A 16,218-nucleotide genomic window follows, 5' to 3' on the forward strand; every position below is an offset into this window, starting at 1 on the left:
AGTCGGGATTCCAAGGCCGGATAATACAAAGACTCATCTCTTCTGTAAACGAGGAAAAGGCCGGAGTACGCCAAATATTTTTTATTACCATCCGGGATCCCTATGTTTTATCTGCACGTCTCCAACAGGACAGAAAATCTGCTCCGCCATCTGGTCGAGGTGATCAGGGTCGACGGGGATAGGGATTTCTTCCAGCCAGAACTGTTTCTGATTCAGAGCCGGGGAATGGAGCGAATGGTTACCCAGACCCTCGCGGATGAGTTCGGCTGCTGCTGTAATTTCAAGTTCCTGCTGCCCATCGATTTTCTGGAGGAGACGGCACGGAGGCTGCGCCTTGAAATGTCGGAAAACGGTTTTCAGCGCCAGGTGCTCAGCTGGCGGATCGAGGGAATGCTCCGCGATCTTGACGACCCCGTCTTTGCACCGATATCCAGATACCTGGAGGGTGATGGAAAGGGGCGAAAGCGGTTACAGCTTGCGAGAAAACTTGCGAATATTTTCGACCAGTACCAGCTGATGCGCGGCGATATGCTTGCCGGCTGGTCAAAGGACAGACCCGGGACGGATCACCCCGCCGAAAGATGGCAATGTGCCCTGTGGCAGCGGTTGATCGCCCAACGGGGTGGTGACATTCACCGGGGTGTGCTTTTTGAGCGGATATGTGCAGAGCTCAAAGCAGGGGGGCAGGCGGTGCAGAGGTTGCCGAGGCGGATCTCGATCCTTGGCATCCACACCATGCCGCCGGTTTATCTGCAGTTTCTTGAGCTGTTGGCACACCATGCGGATGTGCATCTTTTCCTGCTCTCCCCATGTAGGAATTATTGGGGGGATACTCCGGGCAGAAAAGACCGGCGGCGGCTTGAAGCGGAAAACACCGATGGCGCCCTGCACCCGGATGCGCCCGAATACCACCCGCTGCTGGCGGCTCTGGGCAGGCAGGGCCGGGATCTGCAGAACATGATGCTCAGCGGGGTAACGCAGGTCCAGGAGTTTGCCAGTTACCAGGATCCCCTTGAGGAAAAGGACTACAGGCAGCTGACGCTCCTGGAAAAAATCCAGGCTGACCTGTTTCACGGGAGAAGGTGTTCCTCCAGTGAGGCCGGTTGCCTGGTCGACCCTTCCGTTCAGATTGTCTCGTGCCATTCTAAACTGCGCGAGCTGATGGTGTTAAAAGATCATATCCTCAATCTTCTCCACTGCGATGATTCTCTTGAACTGCGTGACATTGTCGTCATGGCGCCTGACATCCAGGACTATTCAATCCTGATTCCAAGTGTCTTCGCCGATATCCAGCACTCTATTGCCGACCGGAGCGTGCGGACTCAGAACAATGCCATCGGGACGTTCGTTTTCTTTCTCGGCCTCTATGCAGGCAGGTTCGGAGTGAGCGAGGTGATGGACCTTATGCAGCAGCCCCTTGTTCATCGTAACTTTCAGTTGTCGGAGGTGGATCTGGAGCAGGTCGAGCACTGGGTTGCCGAGACCGGAATCCGCTGGGGGCTGTCACGGGAACAGAGAGCTGAAGACGGGCTGGCGTCTTTTGGCGAATCAAGCTGGAGAGCCGGGCTTGACCGTCTCCTGATGGGGTATGCAATAGACTCCGACGGCTTTGTCGACACCGTGCTGCCCTATGGCGAACTGGAAGGACAGGGCGCCGCGCCCCTTGGCGGTCTTTGCCGGTTTATAGAACTTGTCGGGCGGGGCAGAAACGATTTTAAAAACCAGTACAGCCTGGTGGCCTGGTCGGAACTGTTGCGAGAATATGTCGATTTCCTGTTCGGGGATAGCACAGAGCAGGAGGTTATGGATCTGCGTCTGATCATCGCCGAACTCGGTGAAGCGGGGCAGAGCTTCAACCACTGTCTCGTTGAGTTCGACACCATAACAGACTGGTTCGCCCAGACCGCCCGCGAAACCAGATCGAGCTCCGGATTTTTAAGAGGACAGCTCACCTTCTGTTCAATGCTTCCCATGCGTTCGATACCTTTTCAAGCGGTCTGTATCCTTGGACTCAACGAAGGTGAATTCCCTAAAAACAAGGAAGGGGAGACCTTTGACCTGATGACACTGGAGCAGCGGCCGGGTGACAGGTCGCCAAGGGATGACGACAGGTACCAGTTTCTCGAGGCGATGCTGTCGGCAAGAAGAGGCTTGTATCTGAGTTATATCGGCCAGTCGATCAAGACCAACGATAAAATACCGCCGTCTGTAGTCGTTGCCGAACTTGTTGAGGTGCTGGAAAACGATTATGGAGTAAAAGAGATCGTCGTTCACCATCCCCTCCATCCGTTCAGCGCCAGATACTTCAGCAGGGAGGATGACAGGCACCTTTTCAGTTACAGCCACCACTTCTGCGAGGTCGCCAAGATTATAAGGGGCGATAAAGAGGTGGCAAGACCCTGGTGGCAGGGCCGCAGAGTTGTTGCCGCCGACTCTGTGGAATTTGTCGAGATGTTGCGTTTTTTCAGGAATCCGCAAAAATATTTTATCCGCGAACGGGTTGGAATTTACCTCGAGCCGACAACCGAGGATCAATCCGATCTGGAAATATTTACGTTGTCGGGGCTGGCAAAATACCAGGCAGAGCAGGCTCTGGTGGACGCGGTGATCCAACAAAGGACCGACCAGCCTGGAAGTCGGGATGAGCTGCTGCTGAAACTTCAGACCCAAGGTGAATGGCCCCTGGGAGAAGTGGGCAGAATTGATTTTCTTGAGCGGCTGCGAGCTGTGGAACTGTTCGGTTCGCAGCTCACAGACGCAGGGGAGCGTCTTGACGACCACCCTTTTGAACTCAGGGTCGGCCAGACTGTTTTGCGGGGAACTCTGGAAAACATCTATGAAAAAGGGGTGATGCTATACCGCTACGGTTCTCTGCGGGGCCAGGATCTTCTTCTGGCCGGGATCAACCATGCGGTTGCCCGGCAGCTTATCCCCGGGATCTCGACCTTTCTCGTAACACTTGATGAACCGGTGTCATTTACCGGGACGCAGCAAGGGGTGTCGCTTGAGCGGCTGGTGGAGTTGTATCTGGCCGGATGCGAAGCACCGCTGCCCTTTTTCGTCGAGCCGGGTCTGGCCTACGCAAGGTGCCGGTTAAGCAGCCGAGGGGCAAAAGACTCCCCGCTTGAAAAAGCTGCAAAGGAAATGCAGCAACGTGTTGACCGCGGATATGAGCCGGAGGCGGAGCTGCTCTTTGGCGACGCCAGCGGACAAGTTGTGGTAGGACCCGACTTTGGTCTGCTGGCAGAGGAACTGATGTGCGCTTTTTGGAGGAATGGTCATGGCCATGAAGTTTGAGGTGTTCGACGCTCCCACTCTGGTCCTGTCACAAGGAATCCATGTTGTCGAGGCCAGCGCCGGGACAGGGAAAACCTACGCTATTTCCATGCTGGTGCTGCGCGCCCTGGTTGAGCTGGACATTGCTCTTGATCAGATTCTGGTCGTAACCTTCACCAAGGCTGCAACGGAAGAGCTCAAGAGCCGCATCCGCTCAAGGATGGTCGAGGCAAGAAATCTGCTGCTGGCAAGCCATATGGAACAAGAGCAGGTTGACGATACGCTGCTGGCGTGGGCTGAAACAATCGCCGACAGGGCGCAGGCAGCGGCAAGGATCGGCGAAGCACTCATGAACATTGACCGGGCTCAGATATTCACCATCCATGGCTTTTGTCAGCGGATGCTCTCAGATCACGCCCTTGAAAGCGGTCAGCTGTTCGACCTGGAGCTGTTGGCTGATATCTCGCAGGTACGGAACCAGGTGGTCGAGGATTTCTGGCGTAAGCACCTCTATTCGATGGAGCCGCTTGCCTGCGGTCTCATTACCTCCCGGCTGTCTTCGCCGGCGGAGCTGCTCGACTCGGTTTCTTCTGCCGGCAACAGCGGCTGCGCCATAGTCCCTTCCTGCCGCCCCGTTGCCGATGTCGCCCGCAGCCTTGGCTCATCGTTGGCCGCTATGGTCGATTGGTGGGAAAAAAACGCAATATCCCTTAAGGGGTGTTTTGTCCTCGGCATTGAAATGGATCATTTCAAAAAGAGGATATATCATGAATTTGACCAGTGGTTCTCGGGAATCGAGCGCTTTTTCTCCGGTGATACCACCAGGCTTCCACCTAACCTGGATATTTTGACACCTGACAAAATCGCCGCCGAGCTGAAAGCCACCAAGTTCAGGACTGAGGCCCAGAAAGAGGATTACCTCAGCAGGTGGCCGCTACCGGGGAAGGTGCTGGATTCATTTGTGGAAGAGTGCGGGGAACTGCTTCTCGCCTTCAGGGTCGAGCTGGCCGCTGATCTGCGGCGGGAGGTGAGTAGCAGGCTTATCGACCGAGGATACCTGGGATTCGATGATCTCATCTTCAATCTCGCCGAGCACCTGAAGAACGAACCTTGCGGACTGCTGCAGAAAATGCTGGCCGACCGCTTTTCTTTTGCCCTGATCGACGAATTTCAGGATACTGACAGCGACCAGTATTTTATTTTTCGCACCCTGTTCGGCAACCGGAAGCATCTTTATCTCATCGGCGACCCCAAACAGGCGATTTATAAATTCCGTGGAGCCGATATCAACTCCTATTTCAGGGCCAAGCAAGAAGCGACGAGGCTTCTTACCCTGCACCGGAACTATCGTTCCCACCCCCGGCTGGTAGCAGCGGTAAACCATCTGTTTGTTTTGCGAACAAAGCCTTTTTACTATGAAAAGGAGTTGCTCGATTACCAGGAGATCGATGCCGCGCAAAAAGAGGATGAACTCTTTTTGCAACAAGGCAACAGGTCGTTTGCCACCATGGTCTACCGCTCGCTGCCGCCAAACGATAGCGACAAGCTCGGGCGCTGGTCAGCCAAATCGGCCAGAACAATCATCAGGGGATATGTCGTCGCTGAAACCGTTGCTCTCCTCGCTTCCCGGCCGCCTCTTGTCCTGGGGAAAAAAGATGAAAAAACCAGGGAGCTTGGACCAAAAGACATCGCCATCCTGGTACGCACCCATAAAGAAGCCGAAGAATTTCGCAACGAGCTGGCCATGGCCGGTGTTCCGGTGGTGGTGGCCAGCAGGCAGTCGGTTTATCATTCCAACGAATGCAGGGAAATGGTTCTGGTGCTGCAGGCGATCAGTCATCCTGCCGACATAACCGTGCTCAAGTCCGGCCTGGCCGTCTCCTGGTTCGGCCTGACGGGAAACGACCTCTTCAACCTCGAGGAAGACGATGACGCGCTGAGCAGGTGGCAGGGAAGAATGACAGAATATTACAGCCTCTGGCAGCAGCAGGGTTTTCTTACCATGATGGGCAGGCTGCTTACCGATGAAAAGGTCTTTGTCCGGCTGGCCGGGAAAAGATTTGCCGAAAGAGCTATTGCCAATGTTCACCAGCTGCTGGAGTTGATACAGGAGCAGGAAACGGCAGAAAAACTTGGGGCAAGACAACTTGTCAGGTGGCTCAAGAAAATGATGGCTGACCAGGCTCCCGATGACTCCGCGGAGCTTCTGCTTGAAAGTGACGAGGATGCGGTCCAGGTGGTGACCATGCACAGCGCCAAGGGGCTCGAGTACCCGGTGGTGTTCTGCCCCTCCCTCTGGGGAGGAAGTAATTTTATAGCCGGGGAAAAATATCAGGTGAGCGGCTACGATGATCATGGGCGGACCGTTGTGGACCTTGGCTCCGACCTGTTTGAGGCGCGAAAAAACGAGGCTGTCGTCGAACAGCACGCAGAAGATCTGCGCCTCTTGTATGTGGCTCTTACCAGGGCAAAATTGAGGTGCTATGTAATGTGGGCGGATGTGAAAAAACATGGCGGAAGAGGCATCGACTCCTTTGATTCGGCGCTGGGGTATGTCCTTTTTCCTGACGGTCCCTGCCCCGCAAAACTTCAGCGGGAACAACTCGACGGGCTTGCCGGCAGACAAAATGCGGTCCATGAGGTTGTCGATCCGGCAATAGAACCGCAAAGATTTTCCCAGCGCAAGATGCAGGAGAAGCTGGAACCGCTCGGGCTTTCGCCAAGACCTCTTTTCACCGACTGGCAGCTCTCCTCTTTCTCGGCGATGGCGGCAATGAGCGACTATGAGTACGAAAGACTCCACCCCGTCCTGAAAGACTCAAAAAGTAAAGGCGGTGCTGGAATCGTCGTGGCTGATCTGCCAGCTGGCGCGGGGTTTGGTAATGTCGTCCACAACCTGCTTGAAAAATTTTCTTTTTCAACCATTTACTGCGGTGAACAGCTCGACAACATGGCTGAGCAGTGTCGTCGGCAGTGCCGCAGCTACGGGGTGGAGTGTGAGGTGGATTCGGTCCTGGACTTGCTGAAAACCGTTGTCTCAACGCCGCTGTTTGGCAATACGGCTCTTGGTCAGCTGGAAGACAGCACCTGTGTGAAGGAGATGGAGTTCTGTTTTCATCTGGGGGCGATGGTCACGGAGCAGGTGAACAAGGTGCTGGCCGGGGAGAGAACCGTACTCCCCGTGAGCCGCAAGACGATGAAGGGGTACCTGGCCGGGTTTGTCGACCTTGTCTGCAGACATCGCGGAAAATACTATATCATAGATTACAAGACCAACTATCTTGGAGATCTTGCCGGCGACTACGACAGCGCCAGCCTTGCCGCCGCGATGCAGTCGCATAATTACGGCCTGCAATACTGGATCTATACCCTGGTGCTGCACACCCACCTGAACAACATTGTGCCGCAATACGATTATCTTACCCATTTCGGCGGGGTCAAGTATCTTTTTGTACGGGGAATGAACCCGGCTGTGTCGGGCAGCGGCGTCTACTCTACTCTGCCCGACCGCCAGACCCTTGAAGCGCTTGGCCGGGTGATGGGGGGGGGCAGTGATGACTGATATTGAAGGAAGTTTTTTGGCGCACTATTTCGCCGATTTCCTCGCCCGTCGCACCCCGCTGGAAGATGCCGGCCGCAAAAGCTTCATGGCCCTTGTGGCCAGGCTGGTGCAGGCGATGGAGGGGGGGCACAGCTGTTTGGCGCTTGGCCCGGACGACCTGGCTGTCCTGGAACCGCTTATGGACAGTCCGGTCGTCTCCGACAAAAAACAGCAGAGGAAGACTCCGCTTATCGTCGCCTGCCAAAACCTGTATCTTTATAGATACGATCACTATGAGACGAGGCTTGCCCGGAACATCACAGCTCTTGCGGCCGCCCAGGCAGCTCCGCCACCGGGTGATCTGACGAGAAAGCTCGATGAACTGTTTGGCGGCAACAGCGGCGGTGGTAACTATCAGCGCTACGCCGCCCAGGTTGCTTCCCGGAAATCACTGACTATTATCAGCGGCGGACCCGGCACCGGCAAGACAACCACCGTGGTGAAAATTCTCGCCCTGATCCTGGATGTGGAAAAGCGCCGGTTGAAGATAGCGCTGGGGGCGCCCACGGGAAAAGCGGCGATGCGCCTGAGTGAGTCGGTAAGGGCCAGTCTTGACCGGCTGGAGTCTGTGCGAAAGATCTTGGAAAATATTCCCGCCAGCGCCTCAACGCTCCACCGGATGCTCGGGGTAAAACGCAATTCTCCCAGGTTCGTCCATAATGCGGCCAATCCCATGACCTGGGATGTGGTCGTCGTCGATGAAGCCTCCATGGTTGACCTGGCGATGATGTGTAAGCTGGTCGATGCCCTGAAACCTGGGGCAAAACTTATCCTGCTGGGGGACAAGGACCAGCTCGCCTCGGTCGAATCCGGAGCGGTACTGGCGGATCTCATAACGGCGCTGCCCGAAAACAGTGTAGAACTGAAGACCACATATCGCTTCGATCGTAACATTAAACGTTTTGCCGAAATGATAAACCGGGGGGATCTGGGCGGATGCTGGCAAATGGCAGAAGATGCGCAGATAACCAACCTCGCGCTGCTGTCAGGCGGTGCGGGGTCTTGTCTGGGCAAAAGTTACGAGCGATATATGCACCTTGCCGGTAAATGCGATGGCGAGGATGAGCAGACAATCCGCCGCTTGTTCCAGGCTTTCAACAGCTTTCAGGTTCTGTGCGCGGTACGCTACGGCGGCCGCGGTGAAGAAGCGATAAACCTCAGCATCGAAAAATGGCTGGCCGCAAAGGGCTATGACTGCCGACCGGGGGGATGGTATCACGGGAGACCGGTATTGATAACCAGAAACGACTACACCCTGGAGTTGTATAACGGTGATGTCGGAATTTGTCTCAAGGGGGCTGACGGCCGCTTCAGGGTGTGGTTTGAGCGGTTCGACTCCGGTCTGAGAAGCTATTCGCCGAACCGGCTGGTGCAGTTGCAGACCGTTTATGCCATGACAATTCACAAGAGCCAGGGGTCGGAGTTTACCGAAGTGGTAGTTGTCTTGCCCGAAGAGGATAGCAGGATACTGAGCAGGGAATTGGTCTATACTGCGGTGACAAGAGCCAGGGAGCAGGTGTGGATACACTCTTCCAGGGAAATCTTAGGATGCGCTCTTGGTCGCACTGCTGTCCGCCAATCCGGGTTGTGCAAGCGTATAGACAGCGGCCGCACCAGTGGCTGAAACGGTTTCTGCCCCACTCTTATTGCGACTCACATCAGCGGGCGATCCGGTGTCGCAGATTTTCTGAAAAGATATATAGGGATGTCGATCTGTTGCTGACAACCTGTTGTTATTATGGTAAATACAGTTTGTAGGTTTGTAGAAAAGTGGACTCTCCGGGTTGAGAAGGTTTTATGAAGGATCTTGTGAAAAAAAACAACACCGGGTATCGACCGGTCAATAGCCGAAAACTTTTTGTGACAGATCTTGACGGGACGCTTCTGACCGACGGAAAAGTTATTCGGAAAACTGAAATCGACACCCTCGCAGCCCTGCAGGACAGGGATATCGTCACCGCGATCGCAACGGGACGGTCATTTTTTTCGTTCAATAAACTTGTGGCCGAGCTGCAGCAGAGTTCTGATACAAGCCCGCTGCCGGTCGACTACGTGATCTTTTCCACAGGGGCCGGTATCATGAATTTTCCCCGGAGAGATATTCTGAAGTCCTTTTCCCTGCCCCACGGTGATGTGGTGCGAGTCTGCGGTTTTCTGGAGATGCTTGGAATTGACTATATGGTGCAGCGCCCGGTGCCACAGACCAATCATTTCATCTATAAATCCTTTGGCGGGGAAAACCATGATTTTCAGACCAGGCTGGGGATCTATGGCGAATTCGCTACTCCCCTGACAGATGAACTGCTCCTGCGCTTCGGTCCGGCCACCCAGGTGCTGGCAATAGTACCGGCGGAAAGTGGCCATCAGGCCGCGGCGAAGATCAAGGGGCAATTTCCCGAACTCAGTGTGATAAAGGCAACTTCTCCGCTTGATCATACGTCGATCTGGATTGAGATTTTTGCCCCGGAGGTAAACAAAAGTACTGCAATAAACTGGCTTTGCGAAAATATCGGCCTCCATCGTCGTGGAGTTTGTGCGGTCGGCAACGATTATAACGACGAGGATATGCTGCGGTGGGCAGGTATCAGTTTTGTCACCGAAAACACGCCTTCATCCCTTAAGGCCCTCTATGCAAACGTCGCCTCCAACAACGACGGAGGGGTTTCAGAGGCGGCTGCGTCATGGCTCAAAATGACATAACCTGACAGGCAGGACCTTGTTGCGGCAAAAATCTGCGACAGGGCGAAAAACATGTTTGAAGAGACGGTAATCGGTGCATTTTTCGGTATTGTGCTCTATCTGATTGGAGGAGCAAGGGGTGCCAACAAGGTTTTCTGGCTGGTGATGGGAGTGGTGTTCGGTCCCTTTGCCCTGCCGTTTGTTTTTTTTGCCAACACTGATAAGGCAGGGTTGTCAGCCGATTTAAAAAAAGAGGAGAAAAGATGATGAAAAAGCAATTGATCGCAATAATATTGGTTCTTCTTTGCCCGGTATTACTTCAGGCAAAGCAGGACGTTCCTTCCATCAAGGTTAATGGGACTGCGGTGCGCAAGGCAGTCCCCGACGAACTGCGCTGGAGATTGACGATAAAAAGCGTTGACAACAGTGTCCCCGTTGTCTCGCAAAAACACGCCGAAGAGGTCGGGGCAACCCTTAAAGCGCTGGAAGAACTTGGCCAAAAAAGTGAGGACGTGCTGACTACGGGGATGCAATTGCGTGAAAACATGATATTTCGCAACAACACTAGGGTGCGGGAAGGATATCTGGCGCTTACCACCGTCACTTTTACCCAGAACCGGATAGAGGATTACCTGGCCTACTGGCTGCGGCTGGCGGAATTGACGAATCTGACCATCGAGCGAGTCGATTTCGCGGTGTCCAACCACAAGGAGATCGTCGATGAACTCAGGATAGAGGCACTGCTTGACGCCAGGCAGAAGGCTGAAAAACTTGTCCAGGCGGTTGGCGGACAACTGGAGGAACCGCTTGTCATCGAAGAGGTTCCAAATGGCATACAGGTAAAAGCGATGGGCAATGCGATGGCGGAATCCTATCGCAATGGTGGTGGCACGCCTCCTGTATCTCCCGGAACAATAGAGATCGAGGCTCGGATTGCGGCTGTATTCAGAATGAGTAATTCATGAAAAAAAGTAAGTACAACCGTCAGAAAAGATGGCAGAAGAATAAAATAAATGGGTGGTGACTGGTTTCGTTCGGTCTCTTCACTACGGTGCAATGACTGACTGCAGGAGGTAAGAATATCTGTTTTCAATAGGTTATATGACAGGTAACGGAGGGGAGGGCGCGCTTTGGCGCTACCAGCTGCTGTGCCCCTGCCGGCTTTCTTTTTAAAAAGATCTCTGTTTGCAATTGCCTGGCCATGTTGTTCAGGGTAAGATAGTGCGATTGTGCAGGGCCGGGAGGATAAAAGATTGATGTTTGACACCTGTTTACATCAGACAGCCTCTTGAAAAATACGTTTTTTTACTCACACCATGGAGCTTCTGTGGTACTGCTGAAGCAATAACCTGCCTGGTAGAAAGATAGCCCGGTAAGACTGTGCATCAGTTATTGCCGGGTGTTTTTATAGTTTAGGTAATACGAGCCGATTTTTCTGATGATGTCATTGTTCGATAAATTTAAAACTGGGTTACATGATGAATGAAAAAGAACTGCAGAAGCAATTACAGACGAAGGTAAAGAAAAAACTTGAGCCGCTGTTTGCCAAATATAATATGGATTTTGCCGGGATCGATGCGAGCCTGAAATGGAAGCCGCTGGTGTTGATCATAGGCAATTACAGTTCCGGTAAATCCACGCTTATCAATGAACTGGTCGGGCAGCAGATCCAGAGGGTCGGTCAGGCCCCGACCGACGATTCCTTTACCGTCATCACCGCCGGCGGCGGTTCCGATTATGTAGAGATTCCCGGCTCCACCCTGGTAAACGACGAGAATCTGCCGTTTGGACATTTTAAATCGTATGGTGAAAAACTTATTTCCCATATCTGCATGAAGCAGATCAACAGTCCGCTGCTCGAAAATATGGCGATTATCGACAGCCCGGGAATGCTCGACGCGACCAGCGAGAAAGATCGCGGTTACAATTATCTTGAAGTTCTCGGCGAATTAGCCAAGCTGTCCGATCTGATCGTGCTGATGTTTGATCCGCATAAGGCCGGTACCATTAAGGAATCCTATGAGGTGATCCGCAACACCCTTCCTGAAAAATCAGGAGAACACCGTATCGTGTTTGTCATGAGCAGGATCGACGAATGCGACAACCTCAGCGATTTCACCAGATCTTACGGTACGCTTTGCTGGAACATGTCGCAGATGACCGGGAGAAAAGATATTCCCCATGTCTACCTGACCTATTCTCCTTCAGCTGTCAATCCCGACTCCGTCGCCGAGGGATGGCCCCAGGAGAGGGATGAGTTGATAGCCAAAATAACCCAGGCCTCCGGGTTTCGCATCAACCATATCCTGGAGGATATCGACAGGCAGGTCAACGAGGTCGAGCTGGTTGCGGAAACTGTCAATGAGTTTTTGAAAAAGGCCGGCAAGGTATTTAGAAAATTTACCAATATCACGGTGGCCATCGCCCTGGTACTCTTCTTCTTCGGCGATCTGGTGCTAAATTCGATTCTCGGTTTTCCCGAAAGCACCCTGATAGCATCCATCAGAACCAGCCAGTTTGGTCTTGTCAACCTGGTTATTCCTCTTGTGCTCTGCGTTGCCACCCTCGTGGTCGGGGCCTTGGGCTTCAGCAGGATAGCCTTTAAGCAGCTCCAGAAAAAAACACTGGCCAACTGTCGTTCGCTGGTGAAGTTGGACAGCGACTACCGCAAGAATCTGTGGGCGAAGATGGAAGTTAAGATTATTGAGAATATCAAGGGGATGAAGGTTAAGGACTTATGGACTGGATATGGCAGAAGTTACAATAAAATACAGAACTTTCTGCAGAATGATCTGAAACGCTACTATGAAAAAATTGTGACCTGATCAGCTGGTCTCTCATAGACGACAGAACAGACGGCCCGGCAAACGAACCTACTCGTTTTCCGGGCCGTCTTGTTTAAAAGCTCCGGGAGAACTTTTCATATCCGGGGCGGCCAGCCTATTCAGGGTTGATTAGAATGTGACTTTTTCCGATTTCTTGACCATTTCCGCCACCTCTTTCTTCCAGTTCTTTCCACTTATCGATTCCGCCAGCAGAACCGTCATATGTTTCGGTTCCACGTGCATATCGGGATTTCGTCCCAATCCGGACAGGCAGGAGGGGCAGTTGGTGGCTATCACCAGTTTTTCGTTTTCCCCCTTGGCGTTGCTGATCGATTCACGCTTTCGGTTTCTCATGGCGTGGGAGATATCAGGACGCGAGATCGCCATGGTGCCGGCCTCGGAACAACAGTTGGGGACCACTTCGACGTTGTGATAAAACCGTTTCAGCAACACGGAACCGTTGCCGTCGAAAGAATCGTGACATGGAGCGTGGTAGAGAATTCTCTGATCGGCTTTGTCCTGGTACTGCCAGTTGGTGTTTTCAAGGACAAAGGCGGAAATATCCTCAATTTTACAATCAAATATTTCGTCGCCGCCGATATCCAAAAGCGATTCCCGGCAGGTCCCGCAGCTTACCAGGAGGCCGTCGAAGACGATATAGCCGAGCATGTCCCGTATCTGTGAGAGAATGATGGTATCCCTTAAGCTGATGTCCGCAGCCATTTTCTTCTTTGCGTTAACCTTGGCCGGAAAACCGCAGCAGAGATAGGACGGTGGCAGGATTGTCCTGATATTGTTTTTGGCCAAAAGGAAGATAGACGCCAACGCGACATCGGTATAGAGGCGTTCAGACCCACAACCGGGAAAATAGAATACAGTCTTGTCGATCGTTCCTTCAGGCATAATCATCAAGGCTTCGTTTTCCTCATAGGGAGGGAGAAAAGCCGCCAGCGGTTCGGAAGCCGGTTTACTCATGGGCGATTTCAGCATTCCCGTAAGTTTCGACTCCTTCGCCTTTGCCCGTTCCGGAAGCTTGCTGTACAGCTTGGTGCCGGTTCTTTGCAGCGAGCCCCCCCATTTGATTACCGATTGCCGAAAAATCGAGTTGAAGCTGATATTTCTGCTGTTGAGGTAGCTCAGGGTTAGTTTTGTCGCCGGCGCGCTGTTCTTATAGCCGAGGGCGCTCAGCATGTCTCTTTCGAGGATAGATACCTCTGCGGTGTCTATGTCCACCGGACAGGGAGCCAGACACTTGCCGCACATGGTGCAGTGGTCGGCGATTTCCTCAAGGTTCTTAAGCTGCTCGAATCGGGGCAGGTGACAGCGCTGCATGTCGTAGAGCAGGGCCTCGATCAGCGAGCCGATCACCATGTTCTTGTTTCTCGGATGGAAAAAGATATTGCTTCCGGGATGATAGACACAGCAGGCCGGCATGCACTTGCCGCACCTGATACATTTTGAAATTTTTGATGAGAGTTCAGCCAGGGAACCATACTGGAGAATCTTGGCTTCAAGCTCAAGAAGATTGAAGGATGGCGTGAAAACCTTGTCGATTATCCGTGGATCTTTCAACATTCCCGGATTCATTATTGCCCCTGGATCGACTTCTTTTCTGTAATCGGAGAGAGCCTGGAGTTTCTGATCGTCGAGAAACTTCATCTTGGTTATACCGATGCCGTGTTCTCCGCTGACTGCGCCGCCAAGCTCCACCGCCTTGGCCATGACGTCCTCGGCAGTCTTTTCGGCACGTTTCATCATTTCCCTGTCGTTGGAAAATACCGGAATATTGACATGGTTGTTGCCGTCACCCGCGTGCATGTGGGTGGCAATGATGATTCTTTTTGATCTCACCTCGGTAAAGATCTGTTCAATATCGCTGCTTACCTTCTTGTAGCCGCTGAAAAGTTCCAGGAGGTCGCTCATCAGTTTCTTGATGTGCACCTCGTGGCGAACAGATTCTGTGGTTCTGAGGGTCAGCGCTTGGAGGGTGTTCTGGCACAGCTCTTCTGCTTTGGGGATTTTTGCCTCGAGCCAGTCTGGATCTTCAATGGGTTCGGCGGTTTCAAGATATTGTTGGATCTGATGGATAAACTGCTCTTTGTTGTAAATATCCTCTTCAATATTGTACTGGTCGATGAACCGGGTAAACTCTGCCAGCGCATGCAGAGGGAGCACGATATCTTCATTGAGCTTGAAGGCGTTGGTTCGCGCGGCAATGGCCCCGAGGCGTTTTCGGTCTCTCCAGAACCGCTCTGCTTCGTCAGCGTCCTGAGCGCTGAAAAGTTCAGTGTTCCGGTAATGTTCAAGCAGTTTTTCCAGTCGTGACTTGCCCCTTTGGATCTGGTCGCTGTTATGGGCGACCATATCGATGAGAAGTACCGCCTTCGGACGCTCGCTCCTGGCTGCCTTGAATTTATACTTGATGGCCTTTATGTACTCTTCATCGAAGTGCTCAAGAGCCATCAGCGCTTCTTCTTGGCCGTTGGAAAATTCTTCGGAGATTTCAACTATCACCCGGCTGGCTTCATCCATATCTTCACCGTAGAATTCGAGACAGAAGGTCATCTTTTTCTCATATTCACGGTAGAGGACGAACTCCCCGGAGGTTATAACGCCGTCGGTTCCCTCTTTCTGAAAGCCCGGCAAGCCGTTCAGGGCTTTGTTGGTTATGTCTTTCCACAAACCCTTTTTGCGTATCTCGGTACCGGAGAGATTGATATTCCTGAGCACCCGGCCGGATGAGTCGACGACCTGAAAGTTGACGTTGTCCTCCGGGAGGATTTTGCGCATCGGGTGGTTTATACGCCGCACGGTGAGGAGATCGTGCCCGGGCATGGCGATGTTGTAGGAAAGTATGTTGTCGATGGCCGTTCCCCAGAGAACGGCTGTCTTACCGCCGGAGTTTTCGGCAATATTGCCGCCGATGGTGGACGCCCAGGCGCTTGTCGGGTCGGTCGCAAATATCAGCCCGTGGCTGGTTGCATGGCGCATCGCATCGGAGGTGACGACCCCGGCTTCCAGTTTTAATGTTGGAACTTTTTCCCCGCCGTTCAGGTGGGAAAACTCTTCGTAGCGGATGTCATGAATCTTGGTCAGTTTTTCGGTGTTGATGATGACGCAGTCGTTTTCCACTGGCACGGCTCCGCCGGTAAGTCCTGTCCCTCCTCCCCTGGGGATGATTTTTAACCCCAGGTCGGCAACAGCCCGCATCAGTGGCGGCACCTGTTCTTCGGACGAGGGGCGCAGCACGGCAAGGGGGAGGAAAAGTCTCCAGTCGGTTGCGTCGGTCGCGTGGCTGATCAGGCTGAAGGGATCGAAATTGACATTCTCCTTGCCGATGATAGGGCCGAATTTCCTCATCATTGTGTGGCGTTTTGCCGGAACCCTGGCGATGATGTTGCGCAACAGTTCGAGCCGGTCCCTGCATATATCAATCAGCCGGACAACTTTGTTGCTGCGTTCCATGCCCACTCTGCTTATCTTTGCCGCCTTTTCGATGATATCGAGATCTTCCTTTGCCGTCTTGAAAAACTGATTGCGCCGTGAAGGTGAATTCAGCAATTCCTGAAACAGGAACGGGTTTCTCTTGAGGATAAAAAGGTCGCCCATGAAGCGCATTACCAGGCGCGCGGATCTCCCTGTAATTCTTTGACTTCTGAGCTCTTCGAGGTCTTCCCACACTTCTGGGCCGAAGAGCATGTTGACGATGAGTTTATCATCTGCAGAAGTGAAATTGTACGGTATCTCCCGGTAACTTTTTGCTTTCATGACTTAATATTACCAACTGAGGAATTTAAAAAATGGCTGATTTCTGTTACTTGTTGTTCCCTGAGCCTG

The 16,218-nt window shown here is 52.9% G+C and carries 8 protein-coding genes; 7 read left to right on the top strand and 1 reads right to left on the bottom strand.

The genetic code is table 11. From position 1 onward, the window contains the following. The first annotated feature begins 102 nt into the window (after nucleotides 1-102). The 7 genes from recC (at nucleotide 103) to BLQ17_RS15685 (ending at nucleotide 12,381) form a co-directional block, all read left to right on the top strand. Nucleotides 103-3,297 (top strand): exodeoxyribonuclease V subunit gamma, encoded by a 3,195-nt coding sequence (recC, locus tag BLQ17_RS15655; protein WP_092224516.1) that lies wholly within the window; start codon nucleotides 103-105, stop codon nucleotides 3,295-3,297. Then, a complete protein-coding gene (gene recB / locus BLQ17_RS15660) occupies nucleotides 3,281-6,838 on the top strand; it encodes an exodeoxyribonuclease V subunit beta (RefSeq protein WP_176761266.1) in 3,558 nt (1,185 codons plus the stop codon). Before recC ends, recB begins: the two co-directional genes overlap by 17 nt. Beyond that, nucleotides 6,831-8,501, top strand: a complete 1,671-nt coding sequence (recD, locus tag BLQ17_RS15665; protein ID WP_092224520.1) for an exodeoxyribonuclease V subunit alpha — start codon at nucleotides 6,831-6,833, stop codon at nucleotides 8,499-8,501. Before recB ends, recD begins: the two co-directional genes overlap by 8 nt. Nucleotides 8,502-8,674: 173 nt before the next feature. Further along, nucleotides 8,675-9,577, top strand: a complete 903-nt coding sequence (locus BLQ17_RS15670; protein ID WP_092224522.1) for an HAD family hydrolase — start codon at nucleotides 8,675-8,677, stop codon at nucleotides 9,575-9,577. 51 nt (nucleotides 9,578-9,628) lie between these two features. Then, nucleotides 9,629-9,823 (top strand): hypothetical protein, encoded by a 195-nt coding sequence (locus tag BLQ17_RS15675; protein WP_092224524.1) that lies wholly within the window; start codon nucleotides 9,629-9,631, stop codon nucleotides 9,821-9,823. Next, the gene (locus BLQ17_RS15680; RefSeq protein WP_092224526.1) at nucleotides 9,820-10,521 is read left to right on the top strand and encodes an SIMPL domain-containing protein; all 702 of its coding nucleotides are present in this window, start codon (nucleotides 9,820-9,822) and stop codon (nucleotides 10,519-10,521) included. The genes BLQ17_RS15675 and BLQ17_RS15680 overlap by 4 nt, the downstream gene beginning before the upstream one ends. 510 nt (nucleotides 10,522-11,031) lie before the next feature. After that, a complete protein-coding gene (locus BLQ17_RS15685) occupies nucleotides 11,032-12,381 on the top strand; it encodes a dynamin family protein (RefSeq protein WP_245695182.1) in 1,350 nt (449 codons plus the stop codon). Nucleotides 12,382-12,510: 129 nt separating this feature from the next. On the opposite strand, the gene BLQ17_RS15690 is transcribed toward BLQ17_RS15685, so the two are convergent. Then, nucleotides 12,511-16,149, bottom strand: coding sequence for a DUF3683 domain-containing protein (locus BLQ17_RS15690; RefSeq protein ID WP_092224530.1), 3,639 nt, complete (start codon nucleotides 16,147-16,149; stop codon nucleotides 12,511-12,513). Nucleotides 16,150-16,218 lie beyond the last annotated feature (69 nt).

The organism is Desulforhopalus singaporensis, from assembly GCF_900104445.1.
GTDB classification, from domain to species: Bacteria; Desulfobacterota; Desulfobulbia; order Desulfobulbales; family Desulfocapsaceae; genus Desulforhopalus_A; species Desulforhopalus_A singaporensis.